This is a genomic window from Sinomonas sp. T428B (assembly GCF_056780155.1).
Map to the genome: position 1 here is coordinate 2180524 of NZ_JBRAZR010000001.1, position 22264 is coordinate 2202787.

Below are 22264 nucleotides of genomic sequence, written 5' to 3' on the forward strand. Positions count from 1 at the left end.
CGGGCGGAATTCGGGCAAAGGGGAAGCCCCATCAGCGAGAACGTTGGTGGGGCTTCGACTTTTCGGCTGCGCGGTGACGTTCTTGCAGTCTGGTGGAATCCTTGGAATCCAGGTCTTACCGCTCCGTCACTGGCGGTCAATTGTCGGCTTTGCCTGAGGCTGCGTCGAACAATTGTCACTGAATCTTTGGTTTCCACGTCCTCATCCTCTCGGATGAGGTACTGATTATTGTGATGCGCCTCACGGGGGTGCGCAAGGGCCTCGGGAAAACTACTCTCATGTAGTTCTGGGGGCCCTTAGCGCCCTCCCCCGCGGCTGTCAGACGGCCTTGGGCCGCTCGGTGCGCGTGCGCTTGATCTCGAAGAAGTGGGGATTGGCGGCGAGCGTCACCGACGCGTCCCACATCCGGCCGGCCTCCTCACCCGCGGGGACGCGCGTAATGACCGGTCCGAAGAAGGCCGTGCCGTTGAACGCCACGATAGGGGTCCCGACCTCCTGGCCGACCTTGTCGATGCCCTCCTTGTGGCTCGCGCGCAGCTGGGGGTCGAAGTCGTCGGAGTCAGCGGCCGAGGCCAGCTCCGCGGGCAGGCCGACCTGCTCGAGGGCCCGGCGGACCACCTCCGTCCGGTCGGTGACGCCTTCGTTGTGGATGAGCGTGCCCATCGCGTCGTAGAGCGGCTTGATGTGCTCCGGCCCGTGCAGCTCCGAGGCCGCGATGATGACCCGGACCGGCCCCCAGTTCTCGTCCATGCGGCGCTGGTAGTCATGGTCGAGTTCGCGGCCCTCGTTGAGCACCGAAAGGCTCATGACGTGCCACCGCGTGTCGATGTCGCGGACCTTCTCGACCTCCTCGATCCACCTCGACGTGACCCAGGCGAACGGGCACGCGGGGTCGAACCAGAAGTCTGCCGTCTGCTTCGCGGCTGAGGCCTCAGCGGTCATGGGTGTGCTCTCCTTGCGCTGCTGCTCGTGCAGGGTGTGGGGCCCGGCGCGCCGCCGGGCACTGGAGTCTCAGGCGGACTTGTTCCGCCGCTTGGCGACGACGCTGTGCGGGATCAGCGTCGGCTGGGCCTTCCCCAGCACCACGTCACGCGTCACGACCGCACCCGCGATGTCGTCGCGGCTCGGGAGGTCGAACATGACGGGGAGGAGGACCTCCTCGAGGATGGCGCGGAGTCCTCGCGCGCCGGTGCCCCGGTCGAGGGCCAGGTCGGCGACGGCCTCGAGGGCCTCGTCCTCGAAGTGCAGCTCGATCCCGTCGAGGTGGAACATCTTCTGGTACTGCTTGACGAGCGCGTTCTTCGGCTGCGTGAGGATCTGCATGAGCGCGGTCCGGTCGAGGTTCTCGACGGTCGTGATGACGGGCAGGCGGCCGATGAACTCGGGGATGAGCCCGAACTTGAGCAGGTCCTCGGGCATGACGTCCGCGTACGTGCTCTCGTGCTTCGTGATCGAGCTCAGGGGCGCCCCGAACCCGATGCCCTTCTTGCCCGCCCGCTGGCCGATGATCTCCTCGAGGCCCGCGAACGCGCCCGCCACGATGAACAGGACGTTCGTCGTGTCGATCTGGATGAACTCCTGATGCGGGTGCTTGCGCCCGCCCTGCGGCGGAACCGAGGCCACCGTCCCCTCGAGGATCTTCAGCAGGGCCTGCTGGACGCCCTCGCCGGAGACGTCTCGCGTGATCGAGGGGTTCTCGCTCTTGCGCGAGATCTTGTCGATCTCGTCGATGTAGATGATGCCCTGCTCGGCCTTCTTGACGTCGTAGTCGGCGGCCTGGATGAGCTTGAGGAGGATGTTCTCGACGTCCTCGCCCACGTAGCCGGCCTCGGTCAGGGCCGTGGCGTCGGCGACGGCGAAGGGGACGTTGAGGCGGCGCGCGAGGGTCTGCGCGAGGTAGGTCTTGCCGCAGCCCGTGGGGCCGATGAGGAGGATGTTCGACTTGGCGACCTCGACGTCGTCGTGGGCGTGCCCCTCGGCGAGCGAGCCCGACTTCGACGGATGGCCGGACTGGATGCGCTTGTAGTGGTTGTAGACGGCGACGGCGAGGGCACGCTTGGCGGGCTCCTGGCCGATCACGTACTCCTGGAGGAAGTCGAAGATCTCCCGCGGCTTGGGCAGCTCGAACGAGCCGAGGTCCGAGACCTCCGCGAGCTCCTCCTCGATGATCTCGTTGCAGAGCTCGATGCACTCGTCGCAGATGTAGACACCGGGGCCGGCAATGAGCTTCCGGACCTGCTTCTGGCTCTTCCCGCAGAAGGAACACTTCAGCAGGTCTGCGCTCTCGCCTATGCGCGCCATTCGTCGTTTCCCTTCTGCAGAAGCTGTGACCTTCCCACTGTAGGCCACCCCGCCGACACTCGTCGGGAAGCACGACGCCGGTGTCCGGATCGACCGGACACCGGCGCCGCAGGGCCTCAGCGCGCGATCGCGCTCGGGCGGATCTTCCGGGACTGCAAGACCTCGTCCACGAGCCCGTAGTCCCTGGCCTCCTCAGCCGTGAGGAACTTGTCGCGCTCGATGTCGGCGCTGATCTCCTCGGGGGTCTTGTTCGTGTGCTTGGCCCACGTGCGCTCGAGCCACTCGCGCATGCGCAGGACCTCGCGGGCCTGGATCTCGAGGTCCGTCGCCTGGCCGCCCGAGCCGCCCGAGAGGGCCGGCTGGTGGATCATGACCGTGGAGTTCGGCAGCGCGAGGCGCTTCCCCGGGGTGCCCGCCGCCAGGATCACGGCCGCCGCCGAGGCCGCCATGCCGAGGCACACGGTCTGGATCTCCGGGCGGATGAACTGCATCGTGTCGTAGATCGCCGTCATCGCGGTGAACGAGCCGCCCGGGGAGTTGATGTACATCGTGATGTCCCGGTCAGGATCGTTCGCCTCGAGGACGAGCAGCTGCGCCATGATGTCGTCGGCGGACGCGTCGTCGACCTGCACGCCCATGAAGATGATGCGGTCCTCGAACAGCTTGGTGTACGGGTCCTGCCGCTTGAAGCCGTAGGGGGTGCGCTCCTCGAACTGCGGGAGAACGTAGCGGGCCGTGGGGAGGCCGGCGGGGTTGACGCCCATGCTCATGTCCATCTCGAATGCTCCTTGCCTGCTCAGGCGTCTCTACTTGTCGGTTCCGCCGCCGCCGGAGACGTGCCCGGCACGCGCGGCGATCTTGTCGAAGAACCCGTATTCGAGGGCCTCTGTCGCCGTGAACCACTTGTCGCGGTCGTTGTCCTTGAGGATCGTGTCGACCGTCTGGCCCGTCTGCTCCGCCGTGAGCTCGGCCATGACCCGCTTCATGTGCAGGATGAGCTCGGCCTGGATCTTGATGTCCGAGGCCGTGCCCCCGATGCCGCCCGACGGCTGGTGCATGAGGATGCGGGCGTGCGGCGTCGCGTAGCGCTTGCCCTTCGTCCCGGAGGAGAGCAGGAACTGCCCCATCGAGGCCGCGAGGCCGGTCGCGACGGTGACGACGTCGTTCGGGATGAACTGCATCGTGTCGTAGATGGCCATCCCGGCCGTGACCGACCCGCCGGGCGAGTTGATGTAGAGGTAGATGTCCTTCTCCGGGTCCTCGGCCGAGAGGAGGAGGAGCTGGGAGCAGATGGTGTTGGCGTTCTCGTCCCGGACCTCCGAGCCGAGCCAGATGATGCGCTCCTTGAGGAGCCGCTGGTAGATGAAGTTGTCCTGGCCGTTCGCCTCGGCGGGCGCTGCGAGCCGGGGCATGCTCTCCTGCTGGGTGGTCATGGTGCGATCCTTCTCCATCTGCTGCAGTGTGCGAATGCTGCTACAGGGACACTAGCCGCTTTCGGCGTGCCCGTGGCGCCCGCGCGGGCACTGTTCGCTGACGGCGCATACCCCCGCGGGCTGCCATGCAGGCCCATGCGGAACGGCCGCCGCGCCCAGCGCATGGCTGGGCGCGGCGGCCGTGGAAGCCGGCCGGGTCCAACGGACCGGACGGCGTGCCTCTAGAACTTGGCGGCGGCGGGGTCGTCGCTCGGGACGACCTCTGCGGCCTCCTCGCCAGCCGCTTCCGCGGCCGGCTCCTCGCCGGCGGGGCGGACGAACTCGCTCAGGTCGACGGGGTTGCCCTCGGAGTCGGTGACCTCGGCCTGGCCGAGGACGACGGCGAGTGCCTTGCGGCGGCGGACCTCGCCGACCATCATCGGGACCTGGCCGGACTGGTCCATGATCTGCGCGAACTGGTTCGGGTCCATGCCGTACTGGCTCGCGGTCGTGACGAGGTACTCGATGAGCTCGGACTGGGAGACGCCGATCTCCTCCTTGTCCGCGATCGCGTCGAGGATGACCTCGTTCTTGAAGGCGCGCTCCGTGTTGGCCTGGACCTCGGCGCGGTGCTCCTCGGTGTCGTGGTCCTCGCCGGCCGCGTGGCCGCCATTGGCCTGGTTGAAGTGCGACTCGACCTGCTCGGCCAGGACGGCCTCGGGGACGGGCACCTCGATGAGCTCGACGAGCTTGTCGAGGACCTTGTCGCGGGCCTCGACGCCCTGGCCGACGACCTTGGACTGGGCCGCCTGCTTCGTGAGGTCCTCGCGGAGCTCGGCGATCGTGTCGAACTCGGACGCGAGCTGGGCGAAGTCGTCGTCGGCCTCGGGGAGCTCGCGCTCCTTGACCGCGGTGACCTTGACCTTGACGGAGGCGTCCTCGCCGGCGTGCTCGCCGCCGGCCAGCTTCGTCTCGAACACGGCCTCCTCGCCGACGGAGAGGCCGGTCACGGCCTCGTCGAGGCCCTCGAGCATCGTGCCGGAGCCGACCTCGTAGGAGAGGCCCGATGCGGAGTCGACCTCCTCGCCCTCGATCGACGCGGTGATGTCGATCGTGAGGAAGTCCTTGGCCTGGGCCGGGCGGTCGACGGGCTTGAGCGTGCCGAAGCGGCCGCGGAGCTCGTCGAGGGCCTTCTCGACGTCCTCGTCGGAGGCCTCGGCGGCAGCGACGTCGACCTTGATGCCGGAGTAGTCGGGCAGCTCGACCTCGGGGCGCACGTCGACCTCGACGGTGAACTTGAGCTCGCCGTCGGTGGCGGACGGGTCGGGAACCTCGGTGATCTCGACCTCGGGGCGCGCGAGCGGGCGGATGCCCGTCTCGGCAACGGCCTGCTGGTACCAGTCGTTGAGGCCCTCGTTGATGGCCGTCTCGAGGACGTAGCCGCGGCCGACGCGCTGGTCGATGAGGCGGGCCGGGACCTTGCCCTTGCGGAAGCCCGGGACCTGGATCTGCTCAGCGACGGCCTTGTAGGCGGCGTCGATGTTCGGCTTCAGTTCGTCGAACGGGACCTCGACGTTGAGCTTGACCCGGGTGGGGCTGAGGTTCTCGGCAGCGCTCTTCACAGCGTGGCTCTCCTGGATGGTCGGATGGGGGTGCCGCCCTGGGCCGTCTGCCTCAGGACGCGACTGTCGGGGTGACAGGATTTGAACCTGCGACTTCCTGCTCCCAAAGCAGGCGCTCTAGCCAAGCTGAGCTACACCCCGTCTTTGGTGCACAGACCACGATACAGTGACGCAACGCGGCAATGCACATTGGGCCCGGGACGCGGGTGGGCCCCTCCGATCAGGGGGAGGGCGATGCAGGCGTCGGGGTTTCGCCGCCCGCCGCGTACACCCGGACCCAGTCCACCAGCATCTGCCCCGCGCCGTCCGCGGTCCCGTCGGGGAACCAGTCGAGCTGCAGCGTCTGGTGCATCGAACCGGGCGGCTGGTGAGCAGGGTCGGTGTCGCGGAACCACTCCACCCCGTCCACGTAGCCGACCATCCCCGCAGGGGACCAGTCCACGGCGTAGTTGTGGAACTGGGACACGTCCAGGGCCTTCGCTGCCTGCACCTGTGAGTTGGAGCAGGAGTAGTGCAGGAAGAAGTGGATAGCGTTCCAGTCGCCGGTGGTCTCGGCGTAGTCGACCTCGCCGTCGCACGGCCAATTCTCACTGTCAGGCCACAGGATCGAGACCATGTGGTACTCGTCGTCGCCCGAGCCTGCTGCCCGGACCTCCCAGCGTCCGTACTTCTGGTTGGCGAACTTCGCGCTCAAGCCAGCGGTGGTGCCGCCGTGGGTGCCGGTGATGACGAGCTTGGAGCCGTCAACAGACGCCTGCTGAGGACTGCGGATTCCCTTGCCGTCGTGGCCCGCGCCGTTGTAGACGTTCCACTTGGCCGCCTCTGGCGGGCCGGTGTAGTTGAACTCGTCCCCCGCTACTGGAGCGCCCCAGTCGAAGGCCGCCGCAGCAGTCGCCCCGTCTTCCGAGATCGGAGTCGGGGTCGGCGTCGACGTCGCGGTGCAGCCGGAGAGCAGGAGCGCGAGTCCCGCCCCTGCCGCAGCCAGTGCCTTCCTCCCGGACATGTCATCCTCCTGGCGAGGAGGCGCCGAGGATCCTGCGCGTCATCGGCGCCGAGGATGGTGTGCGTCACAGTGATTGTAGGGGGCATCACCCCGCCAGCGGAGGATCGGAAGACCACATCAACAGTGGTCTTCCGATCCGCCTCTGACCTGCGGGAACTCAGAGGGGACGACGGGAATCGAACCCGCGTAATCAGTTTGGAAGACTGAGGCTCTACCATTGAGCTACGTCCCCGAGCGCCTTCCACTAAAGCCGCCGGGGCCGCCCTCTGTCAAATCCCCTCACGCCTGGCACGCCGGGCACCAGTAGAGCTTCCTGCCGGCAGCCTCGGCCAGGGCCACCTCGGAGCCGCAGCGGCGGCAGGGAAGCCCGTGGCGCCGGTACACGTAGTGGGCATGGTCGGCCGGGGGCAGCTCACCCGTCTGTGGCCAGAGCGCGGGATCGGTCGTGATGATGCGCCCGTCCCGGACGCCCTGCGCGAGGGCCGCACACGCGTCGAGCCACAGGGCGCGGGCCCGCTCCGCGCCGAGGTGCACGCCCGGCAGCGCAGGGTCGAGCCCGGCCCGGAAGAGCAGCTCGGCGCGGTAGACGTTGCCGATCCCAGCGACGACCGCCTGGTCCATGAGCAGCTGGCCGACGGGCGTCCGACGGCGCGTGATCCGGCGGGCGAACTCCTCGCCGCCCGCCGTGGCCTCCTTGCCATCGAGGGGATCAGCGTGGAGCGGGTCCGGCCCCAGCCTCGCCCGCACCGCCTCGGCCTCGGCCTCGGTCTCCGCCGCGCACACGCTCGCGCCCCGCAGGTCGGCCCAGCCGTGCTCGGACACGAGCCTGACCCGGACGGCCCCGACGGGCGCCGGCGGCTCCGCCGCCCCGCGCGCCCCGCCGGCCGGCAGCACGCCGTGGTCCGCGATCTCCCGCTCCCCGACGCGCCGCGGGGCGCCAATGCTCGAGGCCCCGCGGAACGTCTCGTCCCCGCCGAAGTCCCATGCCCCATACAGGCCGAGGTGGACCCTCAGGACGAGGCCGCCCTCGAAGCGGAGGAAGAGCTGCTTGCCGTGCGCGCGGGCGCCGAGCAGGACGCGGCTGTCGAGCAGGGCAGCGCCGGCGGCGAAGCGGCCCTGGGGGCTCGTGACGGCGAGCCGCTGGCCGGCGAAGACGTCCGTGAACTGGCGCGCGAGGCGGTGGACGGAGTGACCCTCAGGCAACGGTGGCTACTCGGCAGTCACTCGACGATCTCGCCGGTGGTCTCGTACGTCGCGATCTTGCCGATGCGGCGCACGTGGCGCTCGTCGTTGCTGAAGGGCTCGGTGAGGAAGGCCTCGATGATCGCGGTGGCCTCCTCGAGGCTGTGCTGCCGGCCGCCGACGGCGATGACGTTCGCGTCGTTGTGCTCCCGGGCGAGGCGCGCCGTGTCGAGGTTCCAGGCCAGCGCGGCGCGGACGCCCTTGACCTTGTTCGCGGCGATCTGCTCGCCGTTGCCGGAGCCGCCGAGGACGATCCCGAGCGCGTGGGTGCCTGCCTCCTGGTCGGCGACGACGGCGCGGGCCGCGTTGATGCAGAAGGCCGGGTAGTCGTCGAGCGGGTCGTACTCCGTCGGGCCGTGGTCGACGACCTCGAAGCCCTGGCCGCGCAGGTGCTCGGCGAGGTGGGCGCTCAGCTCCATCCCCGCGTGGTCGGTGGCAATGTGGACGCGCGGCTTGGGCACGGCGTTCCTCTCTCTGTGGGCGGCTCTCGGGGCCCTGACGGACCGGAGTCAAGCCTACGCGCCGGAGGATGCCCGGAGCACCTCGACGACCCGCTGCGACGTCTCGGCATCACGGCCGGAGAACGTGCACCGGCGCCCGTCCTCGAGGATCACCTCGACGGCTCGGCCGCTCGCGACGAGCACGGAGGTGTCGGCGCCGCGCCGGCGGTAGCCCCAGCCGCCGAACTCGCGTGCGGCGACGTCGCGCGCCCCGGCCCGCAGGACGCTTTCCGGGGCGAAGGACAGGACGGGAACGAGCCCTCCCGCGCGCAGCCGGACCCGCTCCGGGCTCACCGACACCCGCAGCACGAGGGATGCCGCTGCGACGAGCCCCGCGAGCGTCAGGAGCGCGCTGATCCAGACGGAGACGAGCAGGAGCAGCAGGGACAGCTGGACTGCGATCACGCTCAGCATGACGAAGACCGAGGAGCGCGCATGGGCCCAGTACACGAACGTCGATCGGGTGCGCTCCGGCTCGAGCTCGGCCAGGAGGGCGGCCTCGTCCCGGGGGCTCCACTGCTCGTCGGGCTTGAAGGCCATCATCATGACGACGGCGAGGGCGAGGGTCGCGCCGCTGCCCATGGCCAGGACGATGGCGTCCGGGCGGGACTCGTGCGCGTCGGCCAGCCCGACCTGGCCCATGAGGCCCGCGGCGAGGACGGTCGTGAGGAACATGGCCAATCCGACGCCCCCGCCCATCATGATCCTGCGCGCGATCGGCGGCCTGGACAGCCGCGCCGCCGGGAGGCACGCGAGCGCGCCGACAAGGGCTACGACACCAGCGCCGCCAGCGAGATAGCCGGCGAACGGGACGAAGGCGCGCCCGCCGTCGGCGTCCCACAGGAACGCGACCGGCTCGGGTACGCGGCCGCGGAAGGTGAAGGCGGCGAGGGCGAAGCCGGCGCCGAGCAGGAGGGGGAACATGAGCGCGAAGCGCAGGGCCCGCCGGTCCCACTTCTGCTCCGTCCCGCTGGCCATGCCCCCACGCTACTGCACGGGAACGCCACGACGCTCAGCGGAGCTCGGGGGTGTGCAGCCGGCTCAGCATCCGTTCGGTGTTCGGCGGCTTCCGGCGGTCGAGCAGCGAGACGGCGATCGTGGTCAGCGTGCTGGCGGTGATCGTCCACGCCCCGGGCTGGGCGAGAACAGCGGCCGCAGGGCCGGCCTGCCGCCCGAGCAGCGACGCCGCGGTGAGCGCGGCGGCGCAGAGCACTGTCCCGACCAGCATCCCGGCAATCGCCCCTCGCGCGGTGAGGGGCCGCCACCAGATCCCGAGCACGATGACCGGTGTGAGCGCAGAGGCGGCGAACACGAAGACGTTGGCGACGGAGGTGACGAGCGCCTGCGGGACAGTCGCCACCGCGACGGCGAGCGGCACCGCGCTCGAGAACAGGGCCGCCCACCGGAACGAGCGGACAGTGCCGTGGAAGAGGTCCTGGCTGACGACGCTCGACAGCGACACGACGAGGCCAGAGGACGTTCCGAGGAACGCGGCCAGTGCCCCGGCGACCACGAGTGCCGTGAGCAGGTCTCCGACCGTGCCCGGGATGAGCCGCGATGGGAGCAGGAGCGCGACGGTGTCGGCAACGTCTGGCTGTGCGAGATCCGGTGCGGTGACCCGGGCAATGAGGCCGATCGTGCCCGAGGTCATGTAGAAGGCACTGATCAGCACGATGACGATGACGGTCGTCCATCGGGCGGAGTTCCCTGTGGGGCTCGTGTAGAAGCGCACGACGACGTGGGGAAGGCCGATCGTGCCGCAGAGCAGGGCGAGCAGCAGCGAAACGGTGAGGTAGGTGCCGAGCCCGTTCGAACCGCTGTCGGCCGGGAAGACGAGCGTGGGGTCGATGCTCGGCTCGCGTCCGCTGAGGGTGATCATGAAGAAGACGGCGGGAACCGCGAGCGCCCCTAGCTTCAGCCAGAACAGGAATGCCTGCACGAAGGTGATGGACCGCATCCCACCGGCCGCGACCGAGCCGCTGACGACGACGGCGACCGCGACTGCACCGACCCAGCGTGGGATGTCGGCCACGACCGTGATGGCGAGCGCCGCACCATGCAGCTGCGGCACGATGTAGAGCCAGCCGATCACGAGCACCAGCACGCTCGTGATCCGCCGCGCGGCGATGGAGTCCAGCCGCGCGTGGACGAAGTCGGGGATGGTGTAGGCGCCGCTGCGACGCAGAGGGCTGGCCACGAGCATCAGGACGAGAAGGTATCCCGCCGCGTAGCCGATGGGGAACCAGAACGCGTCGGAGCCAGAGAGCAGGACGAGTCCCGAGAGGCCGAGGAAGGTTCCCGCGGAGAGGTATTCGCCGCTGATGGCGGAGGCGTTCCAGACCGGGCGGACTGTGCGCGAGGCGACGAAGAAGTCACTCGTGGTGCGTGAGATGCGCAGGCCGTACATGCCGATCACGGCCGTGATGACCAGCACCGCCGCAATCGCGCCCCCGATGAGCAGGGGGTTCAATCATCCTCCACGAGGGCCGCGAACCGTCGTTCGATCCGCACGGCGGCAATCGCGTAGACCACCGCGGAGACGATGATGATCGGGTAGAAGCCGTAGGCCCGCATGAGCCACGGGAGAGGCACGCCGGCGATCGCCACCTCGCGCAGCGCTGGAACCTCTGTGATGAGGAACGAGAAGAAGGCCACCGCGGCCAGGAAGGAAACCAGGCAGGCCAGGGCCAGGCGCAGCTGGGTGCGCATCAGGCTGCGCGTGAACACCCTCTGGGGCTCGCCGACCTGCTTGCTGCCGATCCGCACCAGGGGCTGGGCCCGGTTCGGAGTCAGGTCCGCGGATGTGACCCGCTCGCGAACCGGCCTGCCGTTGCCGCGCCGCCGCTCGGCAGGGGCGCCGTTCTGCGTCTCCTCCGCGTCGGTCATCGTCGGTCCTCGGGTGTCTGCAGGATCGCTTCGCGGACCGCGGCGATCGATCGCCGGCTGACCGGGATCTCCTCGCCTGCAATCGTGACGGAGGGGTGTGATCCGGTCAGTCGCACGGCCCTGATCGCCGAGCGGTCGACGAGGAATGAGCGGTGGACGCGGAGGAAGCCCGCCCCCGCCCAACGCTCCTCGAGCTCGGAGATGGTCTCGCGGACCAGGTGACTGTCCGTGTCGGTGACGAGCCGAGAGTAGTCGCCCTGCGCCTGCACCCATCGCACGTCGCTACGGTGGACGACGTGCAAGTTGTGCCCGACGCGCACGGGGATGCTCTCGTCGTCGAGGGCTTCGGGCTCCTCGGCAGGCTCCCGTCCGGCGAGGATGCGACCGATGGCACGGTGCAGCCTTTCGCGGCGGATCGGTTTGAGGATGTAGTCGACGGCGGCGACATCGAACGCTTCGAGTGCCCCCGCTTCGTCGGCGGTGACGAACACGATCGCCGGCGGCGCGCTGAACCGGGAGAGGGCGCGCGCCAGATCGAAGCCCGAGAGCCCGGGCATGTGGATGTCGAGGAACGCGGCATCCACTGCTTGCTCCGCGAGCAGGCGCAGCGCCTCGGATCCCGACGATGCCCGCCGGATGTGCCGGATACGGGAGTCGCGGCGCAGCAGCAGCTCGAGCTCGTCCAGCACGGGACGCTCATCGTCGGCGATGAGCACATCGAGCGCTCCTGCCCCCGTGCCGGGGTCTGGATCGCTGGCCGGGTTCATCGGTTCAGGGCCCTTTCAGTCTCATTGAACGGCTGGGATTTGGGGATGCGCATGCGCACCATCGTCCCTGCACCGGGATTGGTCTCGATCACCAGCGCGTGGTCGTCGCCGTAGATGCGCCGCACCCGGGCATCCACGTTGCGCAGGCCGACGTGGTCCGTCGGCCCACTGGCCGTGAGCAGCGCCCGAAGCTGCGCCGGCTGCATACCGACACCGTCGTCGTCGACGCTGATCTCGGTGTGGGTGCCGTCGTCGTGCGCGGCGATCACGATGGTTCCGCCGCGCTCCCGAGGCTCGAGCCCATGCCGCACCGCGTTCTCGACGAGGGGCTGAACGCTGAGGAAGGGGATGACGGTCGCCAGCGTCTCGGGGGCTATCTGGAGGGTGACGCTCAGGCGCTCCTCGAAGCGGGCGCGCTCAAGCTCGACGTAGGAGTGAACGCTCTTGAGCTCCTCGGCCAGCGTCGTGAACTCCCCCTGCCGCCGAAAGGAGTACCTGGTGAAGTCGGCGAAGTCCAGCACGAGGTCCCGGGCGCGTTCGGGGTCGGTGCTGATGTACGAGGCAATGGCGCCCAGTGCGTTGTAGATGAAGTGCGGGCTGATCTGCGCGCGCAGGGCGCGCAGCTCGGCCTCGGCGAGGGCGGCACGGGAGGTCTCGAGCTCGCCGAGTTCGATCTGGGCGCCGCACCACGTGGCGACTTCGGTCGTTGCCCGCACGAGGGGAGGCCGCACCTTGGCGGCGAACGCCACGATGACGCCAACGGCCCGCCCGTTCGCGACGATCGGCGCTCCGACTGCATGGGAGTCGGCATCGGCGAGCAGCTGCGCCTGGCCCGTCGAGATGACGCTGGACGCCACCTGCCATGCTGCGTCCGAGAGATTCGCCCGCCCGTCGATCGACACGATGCCATGCCGATCGGCGATGGCGATGGCATCGCTGCCGAGCAGCAGACGCAAGGAACGGGCGGCACGATGCAGGTCGCCGTTCTCGAGGCCACCGCGCAGGTGCACTGCAGCGCGCGATGCGAGCGAGAGCGTCCGGAACGTCGCACGTTCCGCATCGCTGCCAAGATCACGCGAGCCCCGGGCGAGCCTCCACAGGAGTTGGAGCAGGAGGGTCGCTGCCGCGCCAATGCCGGTGCCGGCGAAGACGAGGAGCCACACATCCTCGATCATGTGCGGCTCCTCGTCACGTCGAACGTCAGCAGCAGCGGGCTCCCGGGTTGCGGTCCTGGTCATCCATCCTCCGCCGCCAGAACTCGCGTTCGCTCAGCGGAGGGTGGTCGATGCCCTGGTGTGCTAGGTGATGTTCAAGATATCTCCGATACGAGCTTTCGCCCATAAGCTCCTGCACGTACCAGCGCACGGCCCGGGCCACGCGGGAAAGAGGCCGGATCGACATACCGACCGACGTACCGAGTGACGACATCAGTGATGCACCGCCTCGGGCCGCCGACCCGCAGGAAGCGTCGACCATGCGTCCTCGATCGCCTTCTCCGCCTTGGTGGCGACGAGTCCGGCCGGAGCAAAACGGCGGGATGCCACGGGCGGGTCCTCGAGGTTGTCGCCGCCGCCGTTCCGCAGGGCCTTCGCGGTCGAGATGACCGAGGCCACGAGCACGACGATCGCCAACGTGACGAACACGACCGACAGGGTGCCCTGCACGAAGGTGTTTCGCACGACGGCCTCCATGGCCTCGACCGTCCGTGCCGTGCCGAAGGAGGTCTCGCCCGCATCGAGGGCATTCCGGAAGGCCACGTGGTTGGCCCAGTAGCCCACCTGCGGCACAGGCGAGAAGATCTTGAACATCGACGCGCTGATCGTGACGACCGCGGTGAACGCGAGCGGCAGGGCCACGATCCAGAGCCACCTGAAGTAGCTGCGTCCCCTCTTCGCGACGATCGCCAGCACCACGGCCAGGGCGATCACCGCCAGCAGCTGGTTGGCGATGCCGAACAGCGGGAAGAAGGTGTTGATGCCTCCGAGGGGATCCGTGACTCCCAGGATCAGGATGTACCCCCACCCAGCCACCATGATGCCGGTCGTGATCCAGACGCCTGGGCGCCAGGCGGTGTCCTTGAATCTCGGAAGGACGTTGCCGATGGAGTCCTGCAGCATGAAGCGCGCCACACGGGTTCCGGCGTCGACGGCCGTGAGGATGAAGAGCGCCTCGAACATGATCGCGAAGTGGTACCAGAAGCCCGCCATGGCCGCTCCGCCGAAGGCCTGCTGCATGATCTGCGCCAGGCCGAGGGCGAGGGTCGGAGCCCCGCCCGTTCGGGAGACGATCGACTCCTCGCCGACCGCCGCAGCCGTCGAGGTCAGCATGTCGGGCGTCAGGTTGACCCCGGCGAGGCCGAGCGAGTTGACGAAGGCGACGGCACCCTCGACGGTTCCGCCGGTGGCCGCGGCGGAGGAGTTCATCGCGAAGTAGATGCCGCGGTCGAGCGAGATGGCCGCAACGAGCGCCATGATCGCAACGAACGACTCCATGAGCATGCCGCCGTATCCGATGAAGCGCGTCTGGCGCTCCTTCTCGATGAGCTTCGGCGTCGTCCCCGAGGCGATCAGCGCGTGGAACCCCGACAGGGCACCGCAGGCGATCGTCACGAACAAGAAGGGGAACAGGGAACCGGAGAACACGGGCCCGCGCTCACCGCCCGCGAACTCGCTGAATGCGGGCACCGCGACCTCGGGACGGACGAGCACAATGGCCCCGGCGAGCATGACGATGACCCCGACCTTCATGAACGTCGAGAGGTAGTCCCGAGGGGCGAGCAGCAGCCAGACCGGCAGGATCGCTGCGACGAAGCCGTACACGATGACGCCCCACGCGATCGCCGTCCGATTGAGGTGGAAGAGCTCCGCTCCCCATGGCGTGGCGGCAACCCACCCTCCCGCCACGATGGCGGCCAGGAGCATCCCGAAGCCGATGACTGAGACTTCGGTGATCCTGCCCGGCCGCAGGTAGCGCAGGTAGACCCCCATGAAGAGCGCGATCGGGATGGTCATCGAGACGCTGAACACTCCCCAAGGGCTTTCGCCGAGGGCGTTGACGACGACGAGCGCGAGGATCGCGATGATGATGAGCATGATCAGCAGGGCGGCAACCATCGCGGCCGTGCCGCCGATCCTGCCGAGCTCGTCACGTGCCATCTGGCCGAGCGTGCGCCCTCCGCGGCGCATCGAGAAGAAGAGCACCAGGTAGTCCTGGACGGCGCCGGCGAGAATGACGCCGACGATGATCCAGAGGGTGCCGGGGAGGTAGCCCATCTGGGCGGCGAGCACGGGGCCGACGAGGGGGCCGGCGCCGGCGATCGCGGCGAAGTGGTGGCCGAAGAGGACCCGGCGATCGGTGGGGACGTAGTCCTTGCCATCGGCCTTGACTTCGGCAGGCGTTGCGCGACGGTCATCCGGACGCGTGACATACCGCTGGATGACCTTCGAGTAGAAGCGGTAGCCGATCAGGTAGCTGCACACTGCCGCGAAGACGAACCAGATCGCGTTGACGGTCTCGCCGCGGAGCAGTGCGATCATCCCCCATGCGACCCCGCCGAGCAGGGCCACCGCCGTCCACAGCAGAATCCTCGGCAGGGTCCACGTGCTCTCCCCCGTCAGCTCCTCGTCCGGGACCGCCGTTGGCGGGAGGCTCGGATCTGGCTCGAGCGGGTCGCGGGCGTCGGGTTCGATCGTCGTGTGCCGGAGCTCTGACGTCATGGGGGTCCTCCTGGGTTCGCACCGTTGCGTAGGTCACACGGTAGGAAGCCCACACCACCGTGCGGAGGGTCCGAACGACCAGCGGCGGCATTCTGCGGCGGACGGCCGAATTCTGCGACGAACGGGCCTCCGAATGGAGCACTCGGCACGGCAGTCCGGACGTCGCGCAGGGGACGTGAGGTGCCCTGACACATCCCGGAAAATCCGTCAGGATTCAGGCAGGCCCACACCATGAAATGGTAATTTCAAAGTGGGCGGCCCCACACTCGGTGACCCGCCCTTCGGCGGAGTCCGCCCCGGACAGCCGCACCGACGCTTGGAGGGCACATGCCAGGGACCAACCTGACCCGTTCTGAGGCGCGCGAGAGGGCTGGCGCGATCCTGTCGGTCGAGAGCTACCACGTCGAGCTCGACCTGACCCGCGGCGAGCGGACGTTCGCCTCGAGGACGACCGTGCGCTTCACGGCGTCCGAGGGCTCCTCGACTTTCATCGATGCGATCACCGACTCGGTCCGGTCCGTGACCCTCAACGGCGAGGAGCTAGACGTCGCGGCCGTGAACGACGGCGTGCGGATCCAGCTGCCGAGCCTCGCCGCCGAGAACGAGCTCGTGGTCGACGCGGACGCCCTCTACATGAACACGGGCGAGGGCTTGCACCGCTTCGTCGACCCCGTCGACGGCGAGGTGTACCTGTACACGCAGTTCGAGGTGCCCGACGCCCGCCGCGTCTTCGCCGTCTTCGAGCAGCCCGACCTCAAGGCGAGCTACCGCTTCACCGTCACGGCCCCGGCGCACTGGCAGGTCGTCTCCAACTCCCCCACGCCCGAGCCCGTCTCGTCCTCTCAGGGCACCGCCGTCTGGGACTTCGAGCCGACGCCGCGGCTCTCGAGCTATGTCACGGCCCTCGTCGCCGGCCCGTACGAGGCCGTGCGCGACGTGCACGTCAACGCGTCCGGCCGCGAGATCCCGCTCGGGATCTTCGCCCGCCGATCCCTCATGCCCTACCTCGACGCCGAGAACCTCTTCGCCATCACCAAGAGCGGCTTCGAGTTCTTCGAGGCGCAGTTCGGCTGCGACTACCCGTTCGCGAAGTACGACCAGCTCTTCGTCCCGGAGTTCAACGCGGGAGCCATGGAGAACGCCGGCGCCGTGACGATCCTCGAGGGCTACGTCTTCCGCTCGAAGCCCACGCAGGCCACGGTCGAGCGCCGCAGCATCACGGTGCTCCACGAGCTGGCACACATGTGGTTCGGCGACCTCGTGACGATGCGCTGGTGGGACGACCTGTGGCTCAACGAGTCCTTCGCGGAGTACATGTCCCACGTCGCCGCGGCGGAGGGCACGGACTTCACGCACGCGTGGACGACGTTCGCCTCGGTCGAGAAGTCCTGGGCCTACCGCCAGGACCAGCTGCCCACGACGCACCCGATCTTCGCCGACATCACGGACCTCGCCGATGTCGAGGTGAACTTCGACGGCATCACGTATGCCAAGGGCGCCTCGGTGCTCAAGCAGCTCGTCTCGTGGGTGGGCCGGGAGCAGTTCATGGAGGGCGTGCGCCGCTACTTCGCGAAGTACGCGTGGGGAAACACCGTCCTCGCGGACCTCATGGCGGAGCTCGAGGCGGCGAGCGGCCGCGACCTGTCCGCCTGGGGCCGGGCGTGGCTCGAGACCGCGGGCGTCAACACGCTCACCCCCGAGGTGGAGACGGACGACGCCGGGCGCATCGTCCGCTTCGCCGTGCGGCAGACCGCCGTGGCCGAGCACCCGACCCTGCGGCCCCACCGGCTCGCGATCGGCTTCTACTCGCGCGGGGCGGAGGGCCACCTCGTGCGCACGCACCGGGCCGAGCTCGACGTCGACGGCGAGCTCACGGAGGTGCCCGAGCTCGCCGGCCTGGCCCACCCCGAGCTCATCCTGCTCAACGACGACGACCTCGCGTACGCGAAGGTCAGGCTCGACCCGGCGTCCCTCGCCACCGCGACGGGCGGGCTCAGGGACATCGCCGAGAGCCTGCCGCGCGCGCTCGTCTGGGGCTCGGCCTGGGACGCGGCCCGGGACGGCGAGACGCCCGCGCGCGCCTACGTGGACCTCGTCCTGGCCAACATCGGGGCCGAGACGGACTCGTCCGTCGTCACGACGCTCCTGCGCCAGGTCGCCACGACGCTCGACTACTACGTCGCCCCCGAGGCGCGCGAGACCACCGAGCGCGAGGCAGCGGCCCGCCTGTGGGCCCTGGCCCTCGAGGCCGCCCCCGGCTCCGACAGCCAGCTCCAGTTCATCAAGGCCTTCTCCGCGGCGGCGTCCTCCGTGGAGCACCTCGACGCCGTCGAGGGCCTCCTGGGCGGGGGCGTCGAGGTCCCCGGCCTGACCGTGGACCAGGACCTGCGCTGGGAGCTCATCGCCTCCCTCGCCGCGGGCGGCCGGGCGGGCCTGCCGCTCATCGACGCCGAGCTCGGGCGCGACAACACCTCGACCGGCCAGATCGCCGCCGCACTAGCGAAGGCGGCCCGCCCAACAGCGGAGGCCAAGGAGGAGGCGTGGGAGGCGATCGTCGTGCGGGGCGACCTCTCCAACGCCATCCAGCAGGCCGCCGTCAACGGGTTCGCACGCGTCCACGACCCCGCGCTGCTCGCCCCGTTCACCGAGCGGTACTTCGAGGCCGTGCCGGCGATCGTCGCCGAGCGCACGCACGCGCTCGCCCAGCAGATCGTCGTCGGGCTCTACCCGTCGCGGCAGACGACCGAGTCGACCCTCGAGCGGACGGATGCGTTCCTGGCCGGGCTCGGCCCCGACCAGGCCGCCCTCCGGCGCACGATGCTCGAGAACCGCGACGGCGTGGCCCGCGCCCTGCGTGCGCAGGCGGCGGACAGGGAGCCTGCTCACGATGGCGCTCGGTGAGCACCGCTACGAGGCGACGGTGACGTGGACGGGGAACCGCGGCACCGGCACCTCGGGCTACCGGGCGTACGGGCGGGAGCATGACATCGCGCTGCCCGGGCTGCCGGTCCTGCCCGGCTCGGCCGATCCCACCTTCCACGGCAACCGGGACCGGTACAACCCCGAGCAGCTGCTCCTGTCCGCGCTCGCGCAGTGCCACATGCTCTCCTACCTGCACGTCGCGGTGAACCACGGTGTCGTGGTCGTCTCGTACGAGGATCGGGCGGAGGGGACCATGCGCCTCAACCGCGACGGCAGCGGCGAGTTCACGGACGTGCTCCTGCACCCGCGCGTCGGCCTGGCCGACGAGTCGCAGCGCGGGCTCGCGGACCGGCTCCACGAGGAGGCGCACCGTGTGTGCTTCATTGCGCGCAGCGTAAACTTCCCGGTCAGGCACGCCCCCGAGGTGCCCTGACCGAGCGCCCGCCCCGCAGACGCCGATAGGCTTGGGTCGATCCTCAATCCCGACCCCAGGAGGCAACCCCCTGTGACCGAGGACCTCGACACCGCCGTGGCCACGCTCAACACGACGCTCATCGACGTCGGCATCGCCGTGGGCGCCGGGCTGCTTGTCTGGCTCGTCGCCACGTTCGTCATCCGGCAGATCGTCACGCGCGTGCGGCGTGGCCCCCAGCTCGTCCAGAACAGGTTCTTCCGCTGGGCGGCACCGGCCCTGCGCGCCCTCGACTCCGAGCGGCGCGCCCAACGCGCGGAGACGATCGGCTCGCTCCTGAACAGCAGCGTCGTGGTCATCATCACGACCATCGTGGCGATCTACGTCCTGAAGGCCCTCGGCGTGGACATCGCGCCCCTGCTGACGAGCGTGGGCATCCTCGGCGTCGCGATCGGCTTCGGCGCCCAGCAGCTCATCCGCGACTTCCTCGCCGGGATCTTCATTACGCTCGAGGACCAGTACGGCATCGGCGACATCATCGAGACGAGCGAGGTGGTCGGCACCGTCGAGTCCGTGGGCCTGCGCATCACGCGTGTGCGCGCCGAGGACGGGACGATCTGGTACCTCCGCAACGGCGAGATCCTGCGGGTCGGCAACCGCTCGCAGGGCACCTATGTCCCGCCGGACAATGGACGCGACGACGAGGGCCACGGGGCGGCCGAGGAGCACTGCAGCGGAGGTCAGCGGGCCAATGACTGAGACGATGGGGCCGGGCGTTCCCGGCGAGGGGCGGCCCAACCTGCTGCGGGGCCCGGGAGGGGGCCAGCAGGGGAACCCCGCCGAGGGGCAGGCGGCGGCCGCCGCGGCGAGCTTCTATGAGCAGATCGGCGGGCACGAGACCTTCGTGAAGCTCGTGGACGTCTTCTACGACGGCGTCGCGCGGGACGAGCTGCTGCGGCCCATGTACCCCGAGGAGGACCTGGGCCCGGCCAAGCACCGGCTCACGATGTTCCTCGAGCAGTACTGGGGCGGTCCGGGGACGTACAGCTCGGAGCGGGGCCACCCGCGGCTGCGCATGCGGCACATGCCATTCAAGGTCAACCCGGAGGCCCGGGACCGCTGGCTGCTGCACATGCGCGAGGGCGTCCAGGCGCTCGGGCTGTCACCGCTGCACGAGGCGACGCTCTGGGACTACCTCGAGCGCGCGGCGCACTCCCTCGTCAACACCTTCGACGACTGAGGCGTCCTTGTCCCCCGCCGGGCCGGGTTCCGTTCCCAGCCCTACGGCGGGATCAGGAGGCGAGCACGGAGGGGCGCCGGCACAGCACGTGGCCGCGCCCGGAGGTGATCCGCACCCACGGGCCGGACTCGTAGCGCCCGAGGGGCTCGCCCGGGGCGATGAACCCGAGGGCGACGGCGGCGAAGGCCGCGCCCGCGGGCAGGCCGGGGCTTCCCTCGAGGTCGCGGCCCCACACCGCGGCCCGGGCGCCCTGGACCATCGCGGCGCCGGGCTGCTCGGGCACAGCACCGGCGACCTCGGCCATGCCGGCGGCGGCGGCCGCCTCGAGCATCGCCCCGTCGACGCTGCCGGCCGGCTGCCACGGGCCGCGGGGCGGGCTCACGGCGGCCCACGCCTCGCGGACGGTCGACGGCGGGACCTCGAGGACCGTGCCCGAGTCACCGAGGCGGGCGAGCCGGTCCCCCACGGACGCCATCGAGACCGTCGCGTCCACGTGGGCCGGGCGGGCGAGCGCGATCGTGCGCACTCCGAGCACGGTCGGCGTCGCCTCCCCCAGGGCCCGCGGCCGCAGGACGCAGACCCAGACGGCGAGGACGTCCCCGACCGCCTGGAGGCGCACGGCGCCATCCTCGACGGCCCGCGCCCGCGCGAGCAGGACGCGGAGGTCGGCGACGGCCCGCGCGTCGCCGAGGTCGAGGCCCACCGCGGCGTCGGCCGCGCTCACGCCTGGGCCTCCGCCGGAAGCGGGGGCCTGCGTCTGAACGGCACATCGGGGCCGGCGAACTCGGCCAGGTGCTCACGGAGCGGGTCCGAGAGGCGCACCGGGCGACCGGTCGACCGGCTCACGAGGACCATCGAGGTCGAGCAGATGGCGTAGTCCGAGTCCGCGTCGCGCACCGCGTACCCGAGGTCGAAGCTCGAGCCGCCGACGCGAGTGACCCACAGGTCCACGGACACAGGCTCGCGGCGGTAGAACAGTGGCGCGAGGTACTCGATCTCGTGCCGGCCGACGAGCGTGAAGTTCTCCGCGGTAATGAGATCCGCCATCGTGTGCGCCCCCGGCGCGGTAACGCGCAGCGGCTCACGGATCCAGTGGACGCGCGCATCCTCGAGGAACTGGAGGAAGCGGACGTTGTTCACGTGGCCGTACGAGTCGACGTCGCCAAAGCGCAGCTGCAAGGGGAATCGGTAGGCGGAGGGCATGCTCCCATCTTCGCAGAACCGCCGACGGCCTCGGCTCGGGGGGCACAGTGCCGTCGCGGCGGGTCCAGTTGGCCGACCGGCGGGGGGCGTCTACTGTCGAGGCATGACGCCGTCCGCCCCCTCGCAGTCCACCCCCTCGCCGGATTCAACAGGTCTGCTCCTGACACTCCTCGACCTCGACGACCTCGACGGCGCCCGCACGGACAAGGACGTGTTCGTGGGCCCGAGCGAACGCCAACCGCGGCACCGCGTCTTCGGCGGCCAGGTTTTGGCCCAGAGCCTCGTCGCCGCCGGGCGCACTGTTCCTGAGGGCCGGCACGTGCACTCGATGCACGCCTACTTCCTCCGGCCCGGCGACGCGGACACGTCGATCACGTTCGGCGTCGAGCGGCTGCGCGACGGGCGCTCGTTCTCCGCCCGCCAGGTTCACGCGTACCAGGACGGCCAGCCCATCCTGTCGATGATCGCGTCGTTCCAGGAGGAGTCCGACGGGCTCGACCACCAGTCCGAGATGCCTGAGGGCATCCCCGAGCCCGAGACGCTGCCGAGCACCGCGGACCTGCTCGGCTCGATCGACCACCCCGTCGCCCAGTACTGGGCCTTCGACCGGCCGTTCGACGTCCGGCACGTGGACCCGGCCGTGTACGTCTCCGCCGCCGGCGACCGCGTGGCCCGCAACGCGGTCTGGATGAAGACCTTCGGCCCGATGCCCGACGACGAGGACCTCCACCGGGCGGCGCTCGCGTACGCGAGCGACTACACCCTGCTCGAGCCGATCCTGCGCCGGCATGGGCTGACCTGGATCACGCCGGGAATGAGCGTCGCGAGCCTCGACCACGTCATGTGGTGGCACCGCCCCGTCCGCGTGGACGACTGGCTCCTGTACGTGCAGGAGTCCCCGAGCGCCCAGGGCGCGCGGGGACTCGGGGTGGGCCGGATCTTCGACCGGCGCGGGGTCCACGTCGCGAGCGTCGGCCAGGAGGGCATGATCCGCCTGCCCTACCTCGACGGCCCCTCCTGAGCCAGCGGCCCGGCCGA

22 protein-coding genes and 2 tRNA genes are annotated in these 22264 nt (G+C 69.9%); 5 read left to right on the forward strand and 19 right to left on the reverse strand.

Annotated features, from left to right (window positions below; translation table 11 throughout):
* Positions 1-318: 318 nt before the first annotated feature.
* The 17 genes from ACUYMY_RS09990 to ACUYMY_RS10070 form a co-directional block, all read right to left on the reverse strand.
* On the reverse strand, positions 319-942 hold the full coding sequence (locus tag ACUYMY_RS09990) for a mycothiol-dependent nitroreductase Rv2466c family protein (protein ID WP_481703417.1): 624 nt from the start codon (positions 940-942) through the stop codon (positions 319-321).
* A gap of 69 nt (positions 943-1011) precedes the next feature.
* The gene (gene clpX / locus ACUYMY_RS09995) at positions 1012-2301 is read right to left on the reverse strand and encodes an ATP-dependent Clp protease ATP-binding subunit ClpX (RefSeq protein ID WP_481703418.1); all 1290 of its coding nucleotides are present in this window, start codon (positions 2299-2301) and stop codon (positions 1012-1014) included.
* A 116-nt stretch (positions 2302-2417) separates the two neighbouring features.
* A complete protein-coding gene (locus ACUYMY_RS10000) occupies positions 2418-3077 on the reverse strand; it encodes an ATP-dependent Clp protease proteolytic subunit (RefSeq protein ID WP_481703419.1) in 660 nt (219 codons plus the stop codon).
* Positions 3078-3107: 30 nt separating this feature from the next.
* On the reverse strand, positions 3108-3734 hold the full coding sequence (locus ACUYMY_RS10005; protein ID WP_481703420.1) for an ATP-dependent Clp protease proteolytic subunit: 627 nt from the start codon (positions 3732-3734) through the stop codon (positions 3108-3110).
* Positions 3735-3955: 221 nt separating this feature from the next.
* Complete coding sequence (tig, locus tag ACUYMY_RS10010) at positions 3956-5335, reverse strand: trigger factor (protein WP_481703421.1); 1380 nt, start codon at positions 5333-5335, stop codon at positions 3956-3958.
* Between the two features lie 66 nt (positions 5336-5401).
* Positions 5402-5476: transfer RNA gene (locus ACUYMY_RS10015), tRNA-Pro, on the reverse strand.
* Positions 5477-5555: 79 nt separating this feature from the next.
* On the reverse strand, positions 5556-6338 hold the full coding sequence (locus ACUYMY_RS10020) for a glycoside hydrolase family 16 protein (protein WP_481703422.1): 783 nt from the start codon (positions 6336-6338) through the stop codon (positions 5556-5558).
* A gap of 161 nt (positions 6339-6499) precedes the next feature.
* Positions 6500-6570: transfer RNA gene (locus ACUYMY_RS10025), tRNA-Gly, on the reverse strand.
* 47 nt (positions 6571-6617) lie between these two features.
* The gene (locus ACUYMY_RS10030; protein ID WP_481703423.1) at positions 6618-7541 is read right to left on the reverse strand and encodes an Fpg/Nei family DNA glycosylase; all 924 of its coding nucleotides are present in this window, start codon (positions 7539-7541) and stop codon (positions 6618-6620) included.
* 17 nt (positions 7542-7558) lie between these two features.
* The gene (locus ACUYMY_RS10035) at positions 7559-8041 is read right to left on the reverse strand and encodes a ribose-5-phosphate isomerase (protein ID WP_481703424.1); all 483 of its coding nucleotides are present in this window, start codon (positions 8039-8041) and stop codon (positions 7559-7561) included.
* A gap of 54 nt (positions 8042-8095) precedes the next feature.
* On the reverse strand, positions 8096-9058 hold the full coding sequence (locus ACUYMY_RS10040) for a hypothetical protein (RefSeq protein WP_481703425.1): 963 nt from the start codon (positions 9056-9058) through the stop codon (positions 8096-8098).
* 34 nt (positions 9059-9092) lie between these two features.
* On the reverse strand, positions 9093-10550 hold the full coding sequence (locus ACUYMY_RS10045) for a sodium/solute symporter (protein ID WP_481703426.1): 1458 nt from the start codon (positions 10548-10550) through the stop codon (positions 9093-9095).
* Entirely contained in the window at positions 10547-10966 is a 420-nt protein-coding gene (locus ACUYMY_RS10050) for a DUF4212 domain-containing protein (protein ID WP_481703427.1), read from the reverse strand. The genes ACUYMY_RS10045 and ACUYMY_RS10050 overlap by 4 nt, the downstream gene beginning before the upstream one ends.
* Positions 10963-11733, reverse strand: a complete 771-nt coding sequence (locus tag ACUYMY_RS10055) for a LytR/AlgR family response regulator transcription factor (protein WP_481703428.1) — start codon at positions 11731-11733, stop codon at positions 10963-10965. The genes ACUYMY_RS10050 and ACUYMY_RS10055 overlap by 4 nt, the downstream gene beginning before the upstream one ends.
* On the reverse strand, positions 11730-12908 hold the full coding sequence (locus ACUYMY_RS10060) for a histidine kinase (protein WP_481703429.1): 1179 nt from the start codon (positions 12906-12908) through the stop codon (positions 11730-11732). The genes ACUYMY_RS10055 and ACUYMY_RS10060 overlap by 4 nt, the downstream gene beginning before the upstream one ends.
* Before the next feature lie 25 nt (positions 12909-12933).
* A complete protein-coding gene (locus ACUYMY_RS10065) occupies positions 12934-13209 on the reverse strand; it encodes a YbdD/YjiX family protein (protein WP_481703430.1) in 276 nt (91 codons plus the stop codon).
* On the reverse strand, positions 13161-15449 hold the full coding sequence (locus tag ACUYMY_RS10070) for a carbon starvation CstA family protein (RefSeq protein ID WP_481703431.1): 2289 nt from the start codon (positions 15447-15449) through the stop codon (positions 13161-13163). Before ACUYMY_RS10070 ends, ACUYMY_RS10065 begins: the two co-directional genes overlap by 49 nt.
* Positions 15450-15776: 327 nt before the next feature.
* On the opposite strand from ACUYMY_RS10070, the gene pepN reads away from it, so the two are divergent.
* From pepN to ACUYMY_RS10090, 4 genes are all read left to right on the forward strand, one after another.
* Positions 15777-18350 (forward strand): aminopeptidase N, encoded by a 2574-nt coding sequence (gene pepN / locus ACUYMY_RS10075; protein ID WP_481703432.1) that lies wholly within the window; start codon positions 15777-15779, stop codon positions 18348-18350.
* Positions 18337-18804, forward strand: coding sequence for an OsmC family protein (locus ACUYMY_RS10080; protein WP_481703433.1), 468 nt, complete (start codon positions 18337-18339; stop codon positions 18802-18804). Before pepN ends, ACUYMY_RS10080 begins: the two co-directional genes overlap by 14 nt.
* 72 nt (positions 18805-18876) lie before the next feature.
* Positions 18877-19542, forward strand: a complete 666-nt coding sequence (locus ACUYMY_RS10085) for a mechanosensitive ion channel family protein (protein ID WP_481703434.1) — start codon at positions 18877-18879, stop codon at positions 19540-19542.
* A gap of 4 nt (positions 19543-19546) precedes the next feature.
* A complete protein-coding gene (locus ACUYMY_RS10090; RefSeq protein ID WP_481705034.1) occupies positions 19547-20023 on the forward strand; it encodes a globin in 477 nt (158 codons plus the stop codon).
* Between the two features lie 52 nt (positions 20024-20075).
* On the opposite strand, the gene ACUYMY_RS10095 is transcribed toward ACUYMY_RS10090, so the two are convergent.
* The gene (locus ACUYMY_RS10095) at positions 20076-20747 is read right to left on the reverse strand and encodes a DUF8185 domain-containing protein (protein ID WP_481703435.1); all 672 of its coding nucleotides are present in this window, start codon (positions 20745-20747) and stop codon (positions 20076-20078) included.
* Positions 20744-21226, reverse strand: coding sequence for an acyl-CoA thioesterase (locus ACUYMY_RS10100; RefSeq protein ID WP_481703436.1), 483 nt, complete (start codon positions 21224-21226; stop codon positions 20744-20746). Before ACUYMY_RS10100 ends, ACUYMY_RS10095 begins: the two co-directional genes overlap by 4 nt.
* Positions 21227-21329: 103 nt before the next feature.
* Here ACUYMY_RS10100 and ACUYMY_RS10105 point away from each other — a divergent pair, with 103 nt between their 5' ends.
* Positions 21330-22247, forward strand: a complete 918-nt coding sequence (locus tag ACUYMY_RS10105) for an acyl-CoA thioesterase (protein WP_481703437.1) — start codon at positions 21330-21332, stop codon at positions 22245-22247.
* The last annotated feature ends 17 nt before the right edge of the window (positions 22248-22264 follow it).

Bases quoted from the DNA above. Each gene is read 5' to 3' on its own strand.
- ACUYMY_RS09990 (WP_481703417.1), bottom strand. From the start codon at position 942: ATGACCGCTGAGGCCTCAGCCGCGAAGCAGACGGCAGACTTCTGGTTC.
- clpX (WP_481703418.1), bottom strand. From the start codon at position 2,301: ATGGCGCGCATAGGCGAGAGCGCAGACCTGCTGAAGTGTTCCTTCTGC.
- ACUYMY_RS10000 (WP_481703419.1), bottom strand. From the start codon at position 3,077: ATGGACATGAGCATGGGCGTCAACCCCGCCGGCCTCCCCACGGCCCGC.
- ACUYMY_RS10005 (WP_481703420.1), bottom strand. From the start codon at position 3,734: ATGACCACCCAGCAGGAGAGCATGCCCCGGCTCGCAGCGCCCGCCGAG.
- ACUYMY_RS10020 (WP_481703422.1), bottom strand. From the start codon at position 6,338: ATGTCCGGGAGGAAGGCACTGGCTGCGGCAGGGGCGGGACTCGCGCTC.
- ACUYMY_RS10040 (WP_481703425.1), bottom strand. From the start codon at position 9,058: ATGGCCAGCGGGACGGAGCAGAAGTGGGACCGGCGGGCCCTGCGCTTC.
- ACUYMY_RS10050 (WP_481703427.1), bottom strand. From the start codon at position 10,966: ATGACCGACGCGGAGGAGACGCAGAACGGCGCCCCTGCCGAGCGGCGG.
- ACUYMY_RS10055 (WP_481703428.1), bottom strand. From the start codon at position 11,733: ATGAACCCGGCCAGCGATCCAGACCCCGGCACGGGGGCAGGAGCGCTC.
- ACUYMY_RS10060 (WP_481703429.1), bottom strand. From the start codon at position 12,908: ATGATCGAGGATGTGTGGCTCCTCGTCTTCGCCGGCACCGGCATTGGC.
- ACUYMY_RS10065 (WP_481703430.1), bottom strand. From the start codon at position 13,209: ATGGTCGACGCTTCCTGCGGGTCGGCGGCCCGAGGCGGTGCATCACTG.
- ACUYMY_RS10070 (WP_481703431.1), bottom strand. From the start codon at position 15,449: ATGACGTCAGAGCTCCGGCACACGACGATCGAACCCGACGCCCGCGAC.
- pepN (WP_481703432.1), top strand. From the start codon at position 15,777: ATGCCAGGGACCAACCTGACCCGTTCTGAGGCGCGCGAGAGGGCTGGC.
- ACUYMY_RS10080 (WP_481703433.1), top strand. From the start codon at position 18,337: ATGGCGCTCGGTGAGCACCGCTACGAGGCGACGGTGACGTGGACGGGG.
- ACUYMY_RS10090 (WP_481705034.1), top strand. From the start codon at position 19,547: ATGGGGCCGGGCGTTCCCGGCGAGGGGCGGCCCAACCTGCTGCGGGGC.
- ACUYMY_RS10100 (WP_481703436.1), bottom strand. From the start codon at position 21,226: ATGCCCTCCGCCTACCGATTCCCCTTGCAGCTGCGCTTTGGCGACGTC.
- ACUYMY_RS10105 (WP_481703437.1), top strand. From the start codon at position 21,330: ATGACGCCGTCCGCCCCCTCGCAGTCCACCCCCTCGCCGGATTCAACA.